15 protein-coding genes, 1 tRNA gene and 1 pseudogene are annotated in these 17,947 nt (G+C 36.9%); 3 read left to right on the top strand and 14 right to left on the bottom strand.

The window, feature by feature from the left end; all coding sequences use genetic code 11:
- The 5 genes from NU09_RS08525 to NU09_RS08505 form a co-directional block, all read right to left on the bottom strand.
- The gene (locus tag NU09_RS08525; RefSeq protein ID WP_129750855.1) at positions 1-483 is read right to left on the bottom strand and encodes a thioredoxin family protein; all 483 of its coding nucleotides are present in this window, start codon (positions 481-483) and stop codon (positions 1-3) included.
- Positions 484-494: 11 nt separating this feature from the next.
- On the bottom strand, positions 495-956 hold the full coding sequence (locus NU09_RS08520) for a thioredoxin family protein (protein WP_129750854.1): 462 nt from the start codon (positions 954-956) through the stop codon (positions 495-497).
- Between the two features lie 43 nt (positions 957-999).
- Complete coding sequence (locus tag NU09_RS08515; protein ID WP_129750853.1) at positions 1,000-2,868, bottom strand: peptide MFS transporter; 1,869 nt, start codon at positions 2,866-2,868, stop codon at positions 1,000-1,002.
- A gap of 81 nt (positions 2,869-2,949) precedes the next feature.
- Complete coding sequence (locus tag NU09_RS08510) at positions 2,950-4,677, bottom strand: peptide MFS transporter (protein WP_129750852.1); 1,728 nt, start codon at positions 4,675-4,677, stop codon at positions 2,950-2,952.
- A 28-nt stretch (positions 4,678-4,705) separates the two neighbouring features.
- Entirely contained in the window at positions 4,706-6,877 is a 2,172-nt protein-coding gene (locus tag NU09_RS08505; protein ID WP_129750851.1) for a S9 family peptidase, read from the bottom strand.
- A gap of 175 nt (positions 6,878-7,052) precedes the next feature.
- Here NU09_RS08505 and NU09_RS08500 point away from each other — a divergent pair, with 175 nt between their 5' ends.
- Both NU09_RS08500 and NU09_RS08495 read left to right on the top strand, forming a co-directional pair.
- A complete protein-coding gene (locus tag NU09_RS08500) occupies positions 7,053-8,402 on the top strand; it encodes a hydroxymethylglutaryl-CoA reductase, degradative (RefSeq protein ID WP_129750850.1) in 1,350 nt (449 codons plus the stop codon).
- Positions 8,383-9,303, top strand: a complete 921-nt coding sequence (locus tag NU09_RS08495) for a GYDIA family GHMP kinase (protein ID WP_129750849.1) — start codon at positions 8,383-8,385, stop codon at positions 9,301-9,303. The genes NU09_RS08500 and NU09_RS08495 overlap by 20 nt, the downstream gene beginning before the upstream one ends.
- Before the next feature lie 48 nt (positions 9,304-9,351).
- On the opposite strand, the gene NU09_RS17260 is transcribed toward NU09_RS08495, so the two are convergent.
- The 7 genes from NU09_RS17260 to NU09_RS08460 form a co-directional block, all read right to left on the bottom strand.
- Complete coding sequence (locus NU09_RS17260; protein WP_129750848.1) at positions 9,352-11,442, bottom strand: peptidylprolyl isomerase; 2,091 nt, start codon at positions 11,440-11,442, stop codon at positions 9,352-9,354.
- A gap of 101 nt (positions 11,443-11,543) precedes the next feature.
- Positions 11,544-12,803, bottom strand: coding sequence for a hemolysin family protein (locus NU09_RS08485; protein ID WP_129750847.1), 1,260 nt, complete (start codon positions 12,801-12,803; stop codon positions 11,544-11,546).
- A 10-nt stretch (positions 12,804-12,813) separates the two neighbouring features.
- Positions 12,814-13,008 carry a hypothetical protein gene (locus NU09_RS08480; protein ID WP_129750846.1) on the bottom strand — a complete coding sequence of 65 codons (195 nt, stop codon included), beginning with the start codon at positions 13,006-13,008 and terminating at the stop codon, positions 12,814-12,816.
- 6 nt (positions 13,009-13,014) lie between these two features.
- On the bottom strand, positions 13,015-13,569 hold the full coding sequence (lptC, locus tag NU09_RS08475; protein ID WP_129750845.1) for an LPS export ABC transporter periplasmic protein LptC: 555 nt from the start codon (positions 13,567-13,569) through the stop codon (positions 13,015-13,017).
- A complete protein-coding gene (locus tag NU09_RS08470; protein WP_129750844.1) occupies positions 13,569-14,945 on the bottom strand; it encodes a tetratricopeptide repeat protein in 1,377 nt (458 codons plus the stop codon). The genes lptC and NU09_RS08470 overlap by 1 nt, the downstream gene beginning before the upstream one ends.
- Before the next feature lie 18 nt (positions 14,946-14,963).
- A complete protein-coding gene (locus NU09_RS08465) occupies positions 14,964-16,238 on the bottom strand; it encodes a hypothetical protein (RefSeq protein ID WP_129750843.1) in 1,275 nt (424 codons plus the stop codon).
- On the bottom strand, positions 16,231-16,965 hold the full coding sequence (locus tag NU09_RS08460; RefSeq protein WP_129750842.1) for a type III pantothenate kinase: 735 nt from the start codon (positions 16,963-16,965) through the stop codon (positions 16,231-16,233). Before NU09_RS08460 ends, NU09_RS08465 begins: the two co-directional genes overlap by 8 nt.
- Before the next feature lie 99 nt (positions 16,966-17,064).
- On the opposite strand from NU09_RS08460, the gene NU09_RS08455 reads away from it, so the two are divergent.
- Positions 17,065-17,137, top strand: a tRNA-Phe gene (locus NU09_RS08455).
- 124 nt (positions 17,138-17,261) lie between these two features.
- Here the strand turns inward: NU09_RS08455 and NU09_RS08450 are convergent.
- Together NU09_RS08450 and NU09_RS08445 are read right to left on the bottom strand one after the other, a co-directional pair.
- A pseudogene (locus NU09_RS08450) lies at positions 17,262-17,432 on the bottom strand (cold shock domain-containing protein); the annotation flags it as partial.
- A gap of 113 nt (positions 17,433-17,545) precedes the next feature.
- On the bottom strand, positions 17,546-17,830 hold the full coding sequence (locus tag NU09_RS08445; RefSeq protein WP_129750841.1) for an RNA recognition motif domain-containing protein: 285 nt from the start codon (positions 17,828-17,830) through the stop codon (positions 17,546-17,548).
- Positions 17,831-17,947 lie beyond the last annotated feature (117 nt).

The raw sequence follows: 17,947 nt of genomic DNA, 5'->3' as shown, positions 1-17,947 counted from the left end.
TTATTGCTTCTGATTCTTGCTATAGAAACTTACTATCTCATTAGCCTTATCAAGCCATATTTTTGAAGTTTTCTCATAGCCTAACTTACCCATCTTTTTTAGTAAAGGTTTTCCATCATCACCTTTAGTACTTGCATCAACCAACCAAACCGTTGGATAAGCCCGTACACCAAATGAATTTTGCAGCGAATAGTTTTGCTGTTTAAGCTCTAAAGACTGTGATGACTGACGTGGAAAATCAAGTTCAACCAAAACTGCATTATCCTTAGCCCATTTACCAAAATCACTGGTTTTAAAAACATCTTTCTGAAGTTTCATGCACCATCCGCACCAGTCACTCCCGGTGAAGAATAAAAGCAAAGGCTTTTTTGTATCCTGAGAAAGCTTAATAGCCTTATTGATATCGGTATGCCACTCCAGCTCCTGAGCCTCAACAGCAAAAGAACCTAATAGTATGAAAAGTGCTAAAAGTAATTTTTTCATATAAAATTATTTTACTGCTCCTGTAAAGCGGTTAAAAGTTGTTCCGGAGTATGTAGTCCTACAATAGTATTAATTATCTCACCTTTTTTATCAAATACCATCATGGTTGGATAACCCTGTAAGTTAAGAATACGTGTAAACTCATGGGTAGCATTTTTTCCTTTACGGCCTTCCACATAGCCAGGATTAGAGTATTTCTTCCCTTTGTAAGTTACATCAGGCTGACCTTCGGCATTAAACTTAACAGCATAATAGTTTTTACTGATATACTCAACCACCTTAGGATCATGAAAAGTTTGCTTATCAAGTATTTTACATGGTCCACACCAATCGGTATACACATCCATAAAAATAGGTTTAGGTGACTTTTTTTGTGCAGCCTGAGCTTCATCAAAAGTCATCCATTTTATTTCCTGAGCTTTTGCCGCAACAGAACCTAAAGCGACAAGAAGTACTAAAAGTAGTTTTTTCATTATATTAATTTTTTAACCGGATAATCCAAAAACAATGCCGAAACTATCGAATCCCATGCATTAGTTTACTAATAAATTTACTAGTAGACATAGCAATTAATCCCATGATTATAGAAACCACCATAATCGCTAAGAAAAACATACCTATTCCTTTTTCTTTAGCTATAGCAGAAGAGTTTTCTCCTATTATACCTGCAACCTTGTTACCAATGGCTATAGCAAGGTACCACACACCAAACATAAAGGCAATCATTCTCCCGGGAACCAGCTTACTAACGTAAGACAATCCTACCGGAGAAATACAAAGCTCACCCATAGTATGGAATAAATATACAAATACAAGCCAAAACATACTTACTGATGCTGTTTTTGCTCCCGGTTCAATATCCATACCCCCAAGAGCAAGGAAACCCATACCAAGTCCTAATAGGATAAGCCCTATACCAAATTTAACATTTGCAGAGGGGTTGTATTTACTTTCCCACCATTTTGAGAACAATGGCGCAAGAGCAATAATAAACAGTGAGTTCAAAACATTAAACCAGGTTGCATTTATCTCGGTAAGCTTTTTAGTCACCTTATCAATACGCAACATTTCTAAAGTAGAGTCAGACAAATTCAGATATCCCGCACTATAGAAATCCTTCATAAGCATCCAGATTGTAATACCCCAAATGATAACAAAACTTACACTTAAGAAGATGTTTGCCAAGGCATATTTTTCAAATGTCTTTTTAAATAACAGATATAAGACCCATGTAATAATAGCAAGAGGAACAACTGCAATAAGCGTATTAACTATAAGAAAGGTCAAACTGGCGCTACCCGTTAATATCCTGTCGGTATAATCCCTCGCAAAAATAGTTAATGATCCCGGGGCCTGCTCAAACACCACAAAGAAGGTAAATATAAACACAGCAAAGAATGTTACAGCAGTTAACTTTTGGCGCGTTACTTCAGAGTATTGTGTAAGCCTGTATCCTAATAAAAAGAAGAACAAAAGCAACGCAACAATAATTGCAATATTAGAAAAATCGAACCCTGCAATATGGAAAAAGTTAACCTTACCTCCTGATATCTTAGAGACCGGATCGTTGATTACCCATACAAGCCCCAGTATACTACAAATAGCAATAATACCTAATTGCCACCCTGTAAAAGGCACCCTCTTATCATCATTCTTCTTATTTACTTCACTTTCTGCCATAATATTGGTATTGATCTCTGTAGCATCAGAATTAGCCAATGCAACATCATCAGCCATTTTTGGCTTAAGACCAATATTACCAAATATATTTTGAGAAAAGTAAAACTGCAATAACCCGAAAAGCATAAAAATACCTGCCAGTCCAAAACCTATACTCCATCCTACTTTTTCACCAAGATAGCCACATAATAAAATCCCAAAGAAAGCACCTGCATTTACACCCATGTAGAAAATAGTATAAGCACCATCTTTCTTTTCAGGAGTATCCTTATACATTTCTGAAATAATAGAGGTCATATTTGGCTTAAAGAAACCGGTCCCAAAAACTAATAGCGTTAAGCCCAGGTAAATGAAAAAAGGTGTTTCTATAGCCATACTGGCATGCCCTAAAGTCATTAGAAATGCACCTACGATTACAGCCCAACGATATCCTATAAGCTTATCTGCAAAGTACCCTCCAAGCATTGTAGAAAGGTACACTAGGGCAGTATACGATCCAAAAAGTGCCATAGCGTGTTCCCTTGGCCATCCCCAACCGGCTTTCTCCCCTGTGAGGGAAGCGGTTAAAAACAACACCAATAAAGCCCTCATACCGTAATAGGAGAAACGCTCCCACATTTCGGTAAAGAATAACACAAATAATCCTGCCGGATGTCCTAATACATTTGACTTAAAGAAGTCGGAATTTTCGTTTTGTACAGCCATTAATTTTCAATTTATCATATTCCTAAAAAATGAAAACCATAAGCTTACGCATATGGTTCTCAAAACAAAAATAGTTTAATATTATCTAACGCCGTGCATCATTTGTATAAGTTTCCTGCTCAGTACAAATAATATTATCGATGCGACACCCGCCATAACTACAAACAACATAAAGAAATCATAAAGATTTACAATAGAAAAGCCCATAAAATCTTTGGCATTTTCTACCTGATTTCCGTAAAGCTCCTTAACTACATTTTCCTTAACATCTTTATCCGATATAGAAGCTAAATCAATTCTTTCAAAAGGAATAACTTTTTGTCCCTTCACCTCAGTTGCACTTTCTTTCTCAAAGCCTTCAGGGAAAAGATGAAGCGTTTTTTCCTTTTCTATATTTTCAACAGTAGTTAAAGAAACTACTGCCTCCGGATATAACTGACTCAATGTACCTGCAAACTTATTTGCTGCCGCAGTACTTAAGAACCATACACCCATTAATAACGACGCAAATTTAACCGGAGCAAGTTTATTAACCATTGAAAGCCCGATTGGCGACAAGCAAAGCTCACCAAGAGTGTGAATAGTATATAAACTCAATAACCACATCATACTAACTTTAATTCCTGGTTCAAGACCTTTAACACCAAAAGCAATTACTAAATAACCCAGTGCAAGTAAGAATAAACCTATTGCCTGTTTGTAAGGAGATGCAGGCTCCATGTTTCTTTTACCAAGAACACCCCATAGCCAAACAAATACAGGAGCAAATATCACAATTGCAATGGCATTAACCGACTGGAAAAATGAAGCTGGTACTGTTGTACCCATTACATCCCTGTTGGTTTGCTCTTCTGCAAAGTAAGTTAATGAAGCACCTGCCTGCTCAAATGCAGACCAAAAGAAAATAACAAAGAAAGCAACGATATAGATCACCCAAATTCTTTGTCTTTCCACTTTTGTAAGTCCCGGATCAGATATAATGTATCCCGGCGCAGCAAGTGTTAGCGAGAATATAAACGCACCGATAACATCTTTATCTAATGCAAAATATAATGCCACTAATAACACCACCCATATAATACCCCAAACAACAAGCGTTTTTACAGATACGGGAGCAGAAACAGCATCTGCCTCTTTAATTTCTCTCGAACTGTTAGGTGCAGCACCAATCTGCTCACCTTCCGGAGTAACGATATATTTATTTTTTAGTAATACGAACAATACAACACTTAATATCATACCTCCACATGCAAGAAGGAAGCCCCATTTAAAGTCTGCAGGATTTCCTGTATCCCCAAAGAAACCACAAAGTAGCGGAGCAATAAAGGCTCCAAGATTAATACCCATATAGAATATTGTAAATGCCGAGTCAACCCTTTTATCACCTACAGGGTAAAGCTGACCCACCATTGTAGAAATATTCGGCTTAAAGAATCCGTTACCAAAAATAAGGAAACCAAGACCCGTGTACATCATTATACTCGCAAAGCCTACTTCCTCATAAAAACTTCCTGACAGGAACATAAAAAACTGGCCTATTGCCATTATGATACCACCAACAATGATAGATTTTCTGTTACCCCAGTATCTGTCTGCTACATATCCCCCGATAAGCGGAGTAAGGTAAACTAATCCGGTATAACTACCGTAAATCTGAGATCCAAACGCTTTGTCAAATAATAAAGCCTTTGTCATGAAAAGGATAAAAAGAGCTCGCATACCGTAGTAGCTAAAGCGCTCCCACATTTCAGTAACAAACAATACGTAGAGTCCCTTTGGATGTCCTGAATTAACTTGATTTTCTGCCATTGTAAAGTTAAAATTTAGAGTTTTAGTGTTATAGTTTCTCTTTAATAAAATTAGTCATCTTGGTAAACAGCTGGAGCCTTGTAGCCCCGCCATAAATACCGTGATTCTTATCAGGGTAGATAGCCCAGTCAAACTGTTTGTTAGCCTGTATTAAAGCCTCTACCATTAACATTGTATTTTGTACATGCACATTATCATCTGCCGAACCGTGTATAAGCAGGTAAGAACCTTTTAGATTACTTACATGGTTTATAGGAGAATTATCATCATACCCCGAAGCATTCTCCTGAGGCGTCTGCATATATCTCTCGGTATATACCGTATCATAAAAACGCCAGTTTGTAACCGGAGCCACGGCAATAGCCATTTTAAACACATCATTTCCTTTAAGGATACAGTTAGAAGACATAAAGCCTCCAAAACTCCAGCCAAATATACCTATTCTTGATGCATCTACATAATTATACCTTCCTAATACTTTAGCAGCATCAATCTGGTCTTCAACTTCATATTTACCAAGCTCCTTATAAGTTACCTTTTTAAAGTCGGCACCTTTAAAGCCTGTTCCACGTCCGTCTACACAAGCCACGATGTAACCCTGTTGTGCCAGCATAAGAAACCAGTAATCATTATAACTGTTCCATCTGTTAGCTACTTCCTGAGAACCAGGACCACTGTACTGGTACATAAAGAGCGGATATTTTTTGTTAGGATCAAAATCTGCCGGTTTAATTATCCAGGCATTAAGCTCATGACCTTTATCCGTTTTAATAGTAGTAAATTCTTTTTTAGGAAGATTATAACCCGCTAACCTTTCCTTAAGAGCATTATTATTAGCTATTTCTTTTACCTGATCACCATTTTTAGCACTTAGTAAAGCATAAGAAGTTGGCTCCTGAGCGCTTGAAAAACTATTTATAAAGTATTCGTAGTTAGGACTGAATGTAGCATCGTTTGTCCCAGTTTTTTGTGTAAGCCTTGTTTTGTTTTTACCCGTAAGTGCAATTCGGTATACATCACGGTTAATTGAACCATTCTCTACCGACTGGTAAAAGATATTTCCTGTTTTCTTATCAAAACCATAGTAAGCCGTTACTTCCCAGTTACCCTGTGTTACCTGACGGATAAGCTTACCCAATTTATCATAATGGTAAATATGGTTATAACCGTCTTTTTCGCTGGTCCATATAAAACTGTTATCATTAAGGAAAGTAAGATTATCTGTAATATCTATATAGGCCTTATCCGTTTCATGAAGCACCGGAGTAACTTTGCCTGAATCTGCATTAACAAATACCAGATTCAAATCATTCTGATGTCTGTTCATTAGCTGAACGCTTAATGTTTGTGCATCGTTTGTCCATTTGATTCTTGGTATATAGTAAGCATCAATAGTACCAAGGCTTATTGTTTTTGTAGTATTGCTTTTTACATCATAAAGATGAAGCGACACTTTTGAGTTATTCTCTCCTGCCTTAGGGTATTTAAACTCATATTGTTGCGGATAAAGCGACCCCTGATAAATGTCCATTGAGAATTCGGGTACATCACTTTCATCAAAACGGATGTAAGCAATCTTGTCTCCTGCCGCATTCCAGTCATAAGCTCTTACAAAAGCAAACTCCTCTTCATATACCCAGTCGGTAATACCATTTATAATAGCATTCTTTTGTCCGTCTGTAGTTATTTGTTTGGTAGTTTTTGTAGCAAGGTCAAAAACATAAAGATTATTGTTATAACCGTAAGCTACTTTAGAGTTATCGGCAGAAAAAGTTGGTTCCTGCACCTGGTTATCACTTAGCTTAACAAGCGATTTTGAAGCAATATCATAAATATAAAAATCGGCTGTAAAAGAGTGCCTGAAAATCTGGTTTGAATTTGTGGCAATAAGCACTTTCTTCTCATCTGGACTAAAGGTATAACTATCTATACCTTTCAGTTCGCTAAAGCTTTTAGAATCTATAATCGTGCTAACCTTTTCAAGAGTTGCAAAATCGTACAGGTCTATTTGCGAAGTTCCGGCATTCCAGTTGCTGTTTAAAACCGTGTATTGGTTTGTATTCTGCATCGCTTCCAGCGAGTACATTCCCTTTGTCCTGTAGCTTCCGCTCCAAATCTCTTCGAGGGTTATTTTTTGCTGCCCAAGAACAGGCAAACTTAACAGTAAAAATAAGTAAAGTGACTTTTTGATATTTTTCATTCTATACATGGTAAAAAACCTCCAATTTTAATAAATTTTTATGAGATAGCCGTCCTTTTTTTTGTTAAATGAAAAATTACACCGCAATTAGCGGAAATATCGCATTAATAGTTTTTAGCATTTGCACAGCTTAAAATGTATCTTTGCAAACTATTATCACATTAAGACACTGAAAATGAGCAAGGCAATAGCTGGTTTCTCTAAACTATCTAAAGAAGAAAAAATTAACTGGATTGCAAACGAGTATTTTACCAATCCGGCAGATGCAATATCGTTACTAAAAAAATACTGGAATTCAGACAAATCGTTACAAAAGCTGCATGATGAATTCATAGAAAATACCATTACCAATTTTTATCTTCCACTTGGTGTAGCCCCTAATTTTACAATTAACGGAAGGGAATACACTATCCCTATGGCTGTAGAAGAAAGTTCGGTAGTGGCAGCAGCCTCAAAAGCTGCTAAATTTTGGGCACAACGCGGTGGTTTTAAGACCATGATACTGGGAACCGAAAAGATAGGACAGGTTCATTTCCTATATAAGGGGGACAAGGAAAAACTTGCCTCTTTCTTCAATACTGTAAAGCCAAAGTTTTTTGAGGAAACCGAAAGCATAACCAAAAACATGCAAAAGCGCGGTGGCGGTATTCTGGACATTGTTTTAAAAGACAAAACCGATTCGCTTGATAATTATTATCAGCTGCATGCTACTTTTGAAACAAAGGACAGTATGGGAGCCAACTTTATCAACTCCTGCCTGGAACAGTTTTCCAAAACACTGAAAAACGAAGCGCAAAACAACAATGCTTTTACCGAAGAAGAAAAGCAGGTTCAGGTAATTATGAGCATACTTTCTAACTATGTACCCAACTGCGTGGTTAGAGCAGAGGTTTCCTGCCCCGTAGCCGATTTAAATGAAGGTAATGGCGTAGACCCTGCAGAGTTTGCAGAAAAGTTTGTTACAGCAGTTAAGATTGCCGAAATAGAACCTTTTAGGGCAGTTACCCATAATAAAGGTATAATGAATGGTATTGACTCTGTAGTAGTAGCCACAGGAAACGATTTCAGGGCTGTTGAAGCAGGTGTTCATGCCTATGCTTCAAAAGGCGGAACGTACAGCAGCCTTTCTCATGCGAAAATCGACAATGGCATATTTACATTCTGGATGGATATTCCGTTAGCACTGGGTACGGTAGGCGGCCTTACAAGCTTACATCCTCTTGTAAAGCTTTCTCTTGAAATGCTGGGTAACCCAACTGCAAAAGAACTTATGCAGATTATTGCTGTTACAGGTCTGGCTCAAAACTTCGCAGCATTACGCTCACTAACGACAACAGGAATACAACAGGGACACATGAAAATGCACCTGATGAACATATTAAACCAACTGGAAGCTACCGATAGCGAAAAACAGCAAACCGTAAAGTATTTTGAAAAAAACACAGTAACACACGCTGCTGTGGTAGACTTTATAAAAGATTTACGAAAAGTAACAGCCAAAGACCTTGAAAAAGACTTTTTATAGTAACGGGAAACTTTTAATAACCGGCGAATACACCGTTCTTGACGGAGCAAATGCTTTTGCATTACCCACTAAGCAAGGACAGTATTTATATATAAACTCCGGAAATGACAAAACCATTATCTGGAAAAGCTTTGATAATGATAAAAGCATTTGGTTTGAAGATACCCTTTCGTTTTCGGAAATATATAATGGCTGTACTGAAAGTAAAAACCCTGTTACCCAAACCTTGGTAAAAATCCTTAATGCTGCCCATAGCCATAACCCCGATGTTCTAAACAATTCAACAGGGTATGAAGTTATCACAGAGCTTACTTTTCCGAGACAATGGGGTCTTGGCACTTCTTCAACCCTTATAAATAATATCGCCCAGTGGTTTAATATTGATGCGTACACATTGCTGAATGAGAGTTTTGGAGGAAGTGGTTATGATATTGCATGTGCCCAAAATAACACACCCATTTTATACCGACTCGATAACAACAAACCTATAGTCAAGAAGATTGAGTTTAATCCATCTTTTACAAACAGGGTGTTCTTTGTATACCTTAACCAAAAACAAAACAGCCGAAGCGCAATAGCAGCCTACAAAAGCAAAAAGAATGATATTTCGTCCATCATCACTAAGATAAATTTCATTACTCAAGAAGCTTTAAAAGCTCAGGATCTTAATGAGTTTATTAACCTTATGGATGAACACTCGCTAATAATGAGCAACATCCTTGAAATTCCAACAGTAAAAGAAGAGCTTTTCCACGACTTTAACGGCACTGTAAAAAGCTTAGGAGCTTGGGGTGGTGATTTTATACTTGTAGTATCATTAACCGATGAAACAAACACCATAAATTATTTTAAAGAAAAAGGTTATCCCGTTATTGTCCCTTATAAGGATATGATATTATAAAACAAAAATCCCGCCTAAGGCGGGATTTTTAATATCTATACAACTTTATTAGTTGTTTGATCTTTCATCTTCGATATCAGCATTTTCTTTTAATGCCGGAGTAATTCTTTGGTTTACTCTGTTTTTATCTTCTTTTTCTACTCTTGATAAGTAAGAGTTGTAGTTAGGAAGCTCAGGAGCTTTTTCAACATTCTTAACTTTTAGCATGAATACACCTGACTTACCAACAACAAGACCTGAAGTTTTATCTTTGTCAAGAGCAAAAGCAGTACCTGCAATTTTTGGCTCCGAACCTACTGTAGGTATTGAAGCTCCGCTTAAGGTTACATTCTCTGCAGTTGCTACTTTAGAACCCGATGCCTGAGCAACAGCCTCAAGAGTATCACCCTTCATTTTGTCTTTTATCATTTCAGCTTTCTTCTCATTTCTAAGAATAGGACCTACTACTAATCTAGCTTCTTCAAGAGGCAACAATCCTGTTTTGTTAACATTAGTTACCCTTGCAATTACGTGTCCGTCAGAAGTATCAAATTTCTTAACAGAACCTTCTTCAGTATCTTTTGAGAAAGCCCACATTACGATAGCTCTTTGAGAACCTAATCCCTGAACAGCTTCATCGTTAGGAAGTAATTTCTGAACCTGTACCGGATTAAGGTTAGCAGCTTTTGCCACTTCTTCAAACGGTTTTTCCTGAGCATCAAGTTCAAACTGAGCTGCTTTTTCAAATACTGCATCACTTGTAGCTTCACTTGGCTGAACTGAAAGAGCAACAGTAGCTAACTGTACAGCGTCATATTTTGCATCAACTTTAATTACATGGTAACCGAAATCTGTCTCAACCACACCGGTTTTTCCAACAGGGCTATTGAACACGAAATCATTAAACTGAGGCACCATCTGGCCAGGAACAATGTTATCATAAGTACCACCATTGTTTTTAGATCCCGGGTCTTCGCTGTTCTCAGCAGCTAAAGCAGCAAATGAAGAAGGGTTTGCATTAACCTGTTTTAAAAGGTTATCAGCTTTAGCTTTAGCCTCTTCTTTAGTTAACTCTATAGTAGGGTTAGCTCTCATTGCTCCTTTGTAAGTAATAAGGATATGACTTGCTTTTGCGCTACCTCCTGATTTTTTGTTCATCATTTTAGTAAGCTTAAGGTAGCCATCTTCCTGGTAAGGGCCATAAACATCACCTTTAGCAAGGTTAAAGATTTCCTCAGCATGTTCTACAGGAATATCTTTTTTAGCAACATACGTTGTATCAAATCTGATGTCAGAGTTTTTGTTTACAAACTCAGGAACATCTTCAAATTTCATTTCTCTGAAACCGGCAATAGTATCATTACCTTCTACTCTTGCAGCAAGCATACCGTTAATTTCGTTTCTAAGAGCAAGTTCATCTTCTCCGGATGCCTTGTCTTCTATCTTAACGTACTCTATTGAACGTGTAGGCTCTGATTTGTATTTTTTCTCGTTCTTTTTCATGTAGCTCATAATTGCATCATCTGCAATTGTAACCTCATCATCATTGATAGTTGAAAAAGGAACATATACATAATCAAAAGTAATTTTATCACTTTCTGCCTGGTATCTTGCTTTTGCATCAAGATTTGTAGCCACAAATCCTGCTTTTACCATTGCAGTATATATTTGTTTTTTAGCTGCAGCTTCAACAAGAGGCCTGTTTCTTTCCATTGAAGCCCACCCTGCCTCATCATTAACTTTCATGTTAGCAAGAAACTCGTTGAACTTAGCTTTATCAAACTGACCTAAAGCATTAAGAAACTGAGGATTTTGAGCCACCTGAGGGTTTTGGCTGTACATGTTGATTACATGATCTCTTCCTACTCTTAAGCCTGCATCTTCAAACCTTTCGCCATAAAGAATATTCTCTACTTCCTGATTCCATATTGCGTTTGAAGCCTGTGTAGATGATATACCAGGTTGATTTCTTTCTAAATCACTAACCTTTTGCACAAACTCCTTTACAGGGATATCTGTACCGTTTACACTACCCACATTTGTGTTTGATGCAAAACGACCATTCCTTATAACGTCCTGCACTACAAAAGCAAAAAGACAAAAACCAATAACAAGTATCAGAATAAGCGAACGCTGCCTAATTTTTGATAAAACCGCCATTTTTTATGTTGTTAAATTTTATTTCAGTGGGCGAAAATACAATTATCTATTTAATAATAAAAGTAGACAAGTTATATTTTCCGATTAAAATGTTAAATTTTTTATTTCTGTTGCACAGGAATAAATTTTATGAGTTCAATCTTTTTATTTGAAGCCATCTCGATGAGGATTTCAAAATTTTCAAAATTTATCCTGTGCCCTGTTTTAGGTATTTCCTTGGTATTATGCACCACAAATCCACCTAGGGTCGAATACGAATCGCTTTCAGGTATCTCAAGCTCATATTCCTCATTAACATACTCTACATCAAGCCTTGCCGAAAACAGGTACACTCCGTTTTCAAGCTCTTTTTCTACAAGCTCTTCCTCGTCGTCATGCTCATCTTCAATTTCACCAAAAAGCTCTTCAATAATATCCTCTACGGTAACAATCCCCGATGTACCTCCATATTCATCAATAATTACTGCCAGGCTTTTTCTCTTTTTGGTAAGTATACCCAATAGTTCTTTAATGTAAATGGTTCCCGGCACATACTCGGCAGATATCATCATCTCACCTACATTCTTTGGTTTTTTAAACAACTCAAACGAATGAATGTAACCAATTATATTATCAAACGATTCTTTATAAACTATCATTTTAGAATAGCCGGTATCCACAAAAAGATCTTTCAGCTCGGTCACTGTATCATTAATCTCAACCCCTACAATCTCGGTTCGGGGGGTCATGATATCACGTGCTTTTAAATCGGAAAACTCAAGCGCATTCTGGAATATCTGTATTTCAGAATCCACCTCTTCCTGCTCTTCCACCCCGTTCATCTGTTCGGTTATATAATGACCCAGTTCGCCACGGCTGAAATAACCCTGTTGCTTATCTCCGCTGGTCCTGAATATTTTTATGAGTATAAAATCGGATATCCGTATCACAAACTTAGATGCCATTGAAAACAGGCAGTAAAAGAAGTAAGCAGGCAAAGCAAAAAGTTTGATAAGCCTGTTAGCATATACCTGAAAAAAAACCTTGGGTATAAACTCGGCCGTAAGAAGTATTATAAAAGCCGAAATTATAATTTGCAGCAATACAGTATTAAAAACCGAAAGCTGAGCAGGATCAAGCCACCTCATAACAACAATACCCATATAATACCCATAAACAACAAGCACTATACTGTTCCCTACAAGCATCGAGGTAATAAACCTGGCCGGTTTCTCGGTAAGTTTGGTAAGTATCCTGGAAAGAAACGAAGTCTGTTTCCTTTCTACGCTAAGGTATATTTTATTGGACGACACATACGCTATCTCCATTCCTGAAAAAAAGGCGGAAAGCAGTAAGCATAGTATAATGACCGTCGCTTCCATAAGCGTTTATCTATTCCTGTTTTTTATTGTCAAACTTTTTAAGATTTTTCTTCCTGAAGAAGAACATAAATACAGCGAGAGCAGCAAAAGCAAAATTCACATAAGGAGCTCCTCCTCCTTCTTCAGAGAACGATACTATACCTCTGTAAATAAAAAATACTGCAAAAAGTAAATATAAATATGTAGTAACCTTTAAAAATCCCATTATGTGTTATTCTAAATTATCAATTTCTCCTTCTCCGGTGTTTTGCTGTGCATTAACAACCTTAAAATCCTTACTGAAGTCGATACCGGGGCCTTCATAATAGCTGCCGTCGATATCTGTAAATTTAAACTTTTTTTCGGTATAAAACCATTCGTTCATTTGATCGTAGTACAACTGCTCTGTTTCCAGGTATTTACCATCTGAAGAAGTAAGCTTTACATTACCCTGTAAATCTATAATTTTTGTCTTGTTGTAACTGACAGCATAATCCGACTCCACGTAGCTTTTGGTATTATTCTCGTCCAATAGGGTAACATGAACTCCCTTAGGGAATTCGTTAAATCCGTACTCAAGATTAGAATAATCAAGCATTAAAGGACTTACCAGTATTGCCTTAACTTTTCCGGAATCGGTATATTTAAGATTTATATCCTCCGATTGCCCTATTGGGCTAAAGGCTACCTCGTTCATTCTCTGAACATCCCTAAGATTACTTTCACACGAAGCTAGCAATCCTAAAACCGATAAACCAAAAAGGAGTTTATATTTTTGAAGTTTCATTATTTTATTTTTGGAAGCGTAACCGTTTCATTTATCCAACATCCATACTTTATCTCATCACCCTTTCTCTTACCGGCCTCTTTCATTTCATCGGCAGTAGGAAGTCTTTTTTCATACCCCTGCACCATAGAGTCTACAGTACGTTTGTACTTAGGATCTACACCTTCCGCTTTTTTTGCAGTATCTATCGCAAGCCAAAGCAATGCTTTTCTTTCAAATTCGGTAACATCGCACTCCCTGGTAACAGAAGAGTACATTTCGGCTAAAAATATATACGGGCGTGCATCTTTAGGATTATCCTTCATCACTTTAAACGCATATTCTTTTGCCTTAGCTTTATCGGTATTCCTAAACACTCCTGCAACCTTATAATTTATATCTGCTCTTTCCTCAGGATTTTTCTCCATTTGAGCAGCTTTATCAAAATACATTACCGCTTCCTGGGTATTGTTTTTCCTTAAAGCTATGTTTGCCATATTAAAAGCAGATTGTACCGAAGGCCTTAACTCATAAAGAGTGCGCGCCCCTTTTTCCAACACGACAGAATTATAGCACCTGTTCAAGAACATTACATTAACCAACGCTTCGAGCCAGTCGGCATTCTCTTTATTTTTTTCAAACTTTGCACTATAGAACTCTTCAAGCCCTTCACAACTGAAATGTTTAGATGACAACCTGTCTACATTTTCACCTACTGCCGTTAAAGCGTCCAGATCATTTTTAGCAGAAGCCAAAAACTCTTTTTCTTCTTCAGTAAGTGGCTCTGTTTCCTTTTTTACTAAAAGAGCTGATTTCTTATTTGCAATCTTGTTTTTAGCATAAATTATCTGAGCAGAAATATCACCAAACTTACTCATAAAGTCTGCTGTAGAAATATTTGCCTTTCCGCTCTCAAAGCGCTTTAAATAAAGTGAGTAATAGGTTTCCAACTCCCTGTAACCTGTAAAATCATGACTTTGCTGAGTAAAAGCCTTATCAAATGCTTCAAATATTTTATCCTCGCTCTCCAACTTCTGATCGTACTGCAGCTGAGCTTTTTTTATGGCATTTCTGTTTTTTGCAGTAGGGAAGTTTTTATTGTAATTATCATACAATGCAAAAAGGCCGTCTATATATTCCTGCTTTGCCTTCTTATCCTGTGCCGACTCTACTTTATATACATAAGCAACTTCTGCTAGCGCATAAAGCTTTTCATCTGCTTTAGGACATTCTTTTACAAGATCTTTAAGACCATCTAACGCCTCATCATAATTTCCGGATTTTACAACAGCTTCAAAAGCAGCAATTGCCTCTTCACATTTAGAAGCTTCCTGCGCTTTAGTTGTAAATACCGAAGCGATAAATAAAAAAACTATAAGACTTTTTTTTATCATCATGATGAGCAATTTATTTTATTAGAAATACTTACGTTTAACAAACCATCTGTCGTTAAACGAGAGGCTTAAATACACATTAAAATAATTTTCCTGTATAAGTCCGGCATTAGTTGTACCACGCTTACCCACCTCAAAACCCAGATTAAGATTGGCCGGAGCAACTAAGTTACCATTTGCTCCCATAGGAAAACCAAAACCAAAACTAAGAGCCATATCGTTTATCTCTTCGTTATTGATAACAAGGCCAGTGTTTTCATATCTTAAACCTGCCCTGTAGGTAATCCTGTTAAGGTAGCTGGTGTATGAATTGTATTTTGGTATAAAATAACCTCCTAAAGACATTTTGTATGAATTTTGAAAGGCAAGATTATCAACAGTATTAAAACGATTAGACATATCATTGCTTTCCTGCCCTGTAAACTGAGCAGCTACAAACCATTTTCTTTCAAAACCAAAACCTGTACCAAGAGTAAAAGCAGAAGGTAAATCTGTATCGGATTTTAATTCATTCTGCTCAATATCATCAATCACAACCTGATTACCGCTAGAACCTAACGAGATAGTAGCCAGATTTCTTGTAGTTGTTGTATTTAATGTAGAGGCCGGCGTATAAATAACGCTGCTGTACCAAGTAAGTCCGTTTTTAAACCTTGTTTTATAATTTGCTGCCAAATTAAATGAGGCACCACCGTAATGAGAATTGTTTTGCTCTCGGGTAGCATACTGAACATCTGACACAGCGACAATAGACTCTGTATCTATATTACCGAAGTTGTAATTAATATCGGCACCTACGCTAAACTTAGGCGTAATTTCATAAGATGCACCAAAAAACACCCGGTTAAGCCCTCCTTTACCATTAAATCGGGAGAATCTTTCTATATCGTCAGCTCCGGTTACTATATTATCCACTTTATACCCTACAGATGTGTAAGGCATAATACCTAAAGCAATACCGGCTTTATTACTAACAGGAAGCCCTATACCCAAATAATTAAGCGTAGTCCTGTTAACTTTTTCGGTAGCATCTGCTGTCTCCAAAGATGTAGCCGAAGTATTTGCCCCGATAGTAAACGTAGTATAATCAAGAGAACTATAGGTAGAAGGATTTTGAAGGTTAACGTGAATACTGTCTCTTAGTATCCCTACCCCTCCCATGCTTATATTCTCTACAGTACCTTTAAATTTTTGGTCTCCCAAACCGTAGTAAGAATAAGGTGATGCATTACTTTCCTGTGAAAAAACTACCCCCGAAAAAAGAAGGCAAAAGCCTGCGATTATGTTTTTAATCATTTTTGATTTTATATATATATAAATTGTTCAAACTTTCCAGCAGAAAATTTGAATTGGCAAATATGGTGTTTTTTAATCTTTTAGCCAAAAATTCAGCGTCTCCTCCTGTTAATATAACCGTTAAATCTTCATAGTCCCTACTATATTCCTTTATAAACCCTTCAATTTCATACACAAAGCCGTTTACAGCACCCGAATGTAACGAAGAATTAGTAGAGTCGCCTATATATGTTGACGGTGTTTCCGGATATAACAACGGAAGTTTTGCGGTAAAATTATGCATGGCATCATACCTCATCTGTAAACCCGGAGAGATAGCTCCACCCAAATAATGGTTATTTCTGTCTACAAAGTCGTAGGTTATGCATGTACCTGCATCGAGTACGAGCCTGTTTTGTTCAGGAAACTGAAGCACCGCGCCTGCAGCCAAAACCATCCTGTCTACGCCTAAAGTAGCCGGAGTCGCATATTTATTTATGAACGGAAAAGAAAATTCATGGTCAATTACCGTTACCGGAGCATATTTTTTAAGCTCTGCTACAATTTCTTTTTCGCGATTTCCTACCGAAGAAAGGATAACCGACACGATTTTTTGATGCTGCTCAAAAATTTTTTTAATTTTTTTTTCGGCCTCGTTTTTTTCAAAAACAAATTTCTCTTTCAAGGCATTTACCTCAAACACAGCAGCTTTAATTTTTGTATTACCTATATCTACAGCTAAAAGCATTTTCCTTTTGTTAGTAGGGCAAAGATACAAATTGATTTTTTTTGATTTTTGTTTTGGATAATATAAAAATGGTTCTATATTTGCACCCGCAATGACAACGGTACCTTAGCTCAGTTGGTAGAGCAATGGACTGAAAATCCATGTGTCCCTGGTTCGATTCCTGGAGGTACCACAAACAAAAAAAGCCGGTTTACAAAATGTAAACCGGCTTTTTCTTTTTCAAGAATAGATAGCTTTTATTTCCATCTCTTTTTAAAAGTTTCACTTCGTTTTTCATCTTTACCCTCAATCCTTACTTCAGGAGGTGTAGATGTTAACTGTCCCTTTTCATCTACATAGACAAACATATCTTCGAGGCTCTTTCCTTTATTGTTATTCGTTTTCCTGTCCTCCCTCTTTAATTCCTTTTCCTTTTTCTTTTTTGCTTTCTTTTTTATGTTTTCTTTTTTTGTAAATGAGTCTGGCATAAATATATAATGTTTGATTAAAATTAAAATGCTTCTTTTGAAGCATTCGTTCACTAGTATAAAAAACTAAGAATGGCCTAATAAGCCACTCTTAGTCTTTAAAATATAATTCCTTAATATTTTTTATTATTGAATTTAAAAGCTCCCGGCTGAGCTGACTTAGGGCGGGCTTCGTTCACAACGATAGAATTAGAATCCACAGCACTTTCATTAAGCTCCTGAATGGCCTTTATACCATCCTGCTTATTGTTCATTTCCACAAAACCGAAGCCTTTAGAGATATTAGTAATATTGTCTGTAATAATTTTTACAGTTTCGACCTCGCCATAAGTTGCGAATAGGTCACGTAATTTGGCTTCCGAAGTCTGCTGACTCAGATTCCCTACATAAATGTTCATAGTATAATTTGTTTAAATTAAAAAAAAAGAGGTAACTGAAACACCTCGACTGAAGAGAAAGATGGGAACAAATTGCAGATCAGAGAAAGCTTGGCAGAAAACCAATTGTGGTAAAGG

The organism is Flavobacterium beibuense (genome assembly GCF_004151245.1).
GTDB classification, from domain to species: domain Bacteria; phylum Bacteroidota; class Bacteroidia; order Flavobacteriales; family Flavobacteriaceae; genus Flavobacterium; species Flavobacterium beibuense_A.
The sequence above is the reverse complement of the archived record's forward strand: the minus strand, read 5'-3'. Positions and strand labels throughout refer to the sequence as shown.

What these genes read in the sequence shown, in the direction of transcription:
- NU09_RS08525 (WP_129750855.1), bottom strand. Translation starts at nt 483, where the DNA reads ATGAAAAAATTACTTTTAGCACTTTTCATACTATTAGGTTCTTTTGCT.
- NU09_RS08520 (WP_129750854.1), bottom strand. Translation starts at nt 956, where the DNA reads ATGAAAAAACTACTTTTAGTACTTCTTGTCGCTTTAGGTTCTGTTGCG.
- NU09_RS08515 (WP_129750853.1), bottom strand. Translation starts at nt 2,868, where the DNA reads ATGGCTGTACAAAACGAAAATTCCGACTTCTTTAAGTCAAATGTATTA.
- NU09_RS08510 (WP_129750852.1), bottom strand. Translation starts at nt 4,677, where the DNA reads ATGGCAGAAAATCAAGTTAATTCAGGACATCCAAAGGGACTCTACGTA.
- NU09_RS08505 (WP_129750851.1), bottom strand. Translation starts at nt 6,877, where the DNA reads ATGAAAAATATCAAAAAGTCACTTTACTTATTTTTACTGTTAAGTTTG.
- NU09_RS08500 (WP_129750850.1), top strand. Translation starts at nt 7,053, where the DNA reads ATGAGCAAGGCAATAGCTGGTTTCTCTAAACTATCTAAAGAAGAAAAA.
- NU09_RS17260 (WP_129750848.1), bottom strand. Translation starts at nt 11,442, where the DNA reads ATGGCGGTTTTATCAAAAATTAGGCAGCGTTCGCTTATTCTGATACTT.
- NU09_RS08485 (WP_129750847.1), bottom strand. Translation starts at nt 12,803, where the DNA reads ATGGAAGCGACGGTCATTATACTATGCTTACTGCTTTCCGCCTTTTTT.
- NU09_RS08480 (WP_129750846.1), bottom strand. Translation starts at nt 13,008, where the DNA reads ATGGGATTTTTAAAGGTTACTACATATTTATATTTACTTTTTGCAGTA.
- lptC (WP_129750845.1), bottom strand. Translation starts at nt 13,569, where the DNA reads ATGAAACTTCAAAAATATAAACTCCTTTTTGGTTTATCGGTTTTAGGA.
- NU09_RS08470 (WP_129750844.1), bottom strand. Translation starts at nt 14,945, where the DNA reads ATGATGATAAAAAAAAGTCTTATAGTTTTTTTATTTATCGCTTCGGTA.
- NU09_RS08465 (WP_129750843.1), bottom strand. Translation starts at nt 16,238, where the DNA reads ATGATTAAAAACATAATCGCAGGCTTTTGCCTTCTTTTTTCGGGGGTA.
- NU09_RS08460 (WP_129750842.1), bottom strand. Translation starts at nt 16,965, where the DNA reads ATGCTTTTAGCTGTAGATATAGGTAATACAAAAATTAAAGCTGCTGTG.
- NU09_RS08445 (WP_129750841.1), bottom strand. Translation starts at nt 17,830, where the DNA reads ATGAACATTTATGTAGGGAATCTGAGTCAGCAGACTTCGGAAGCCAAA.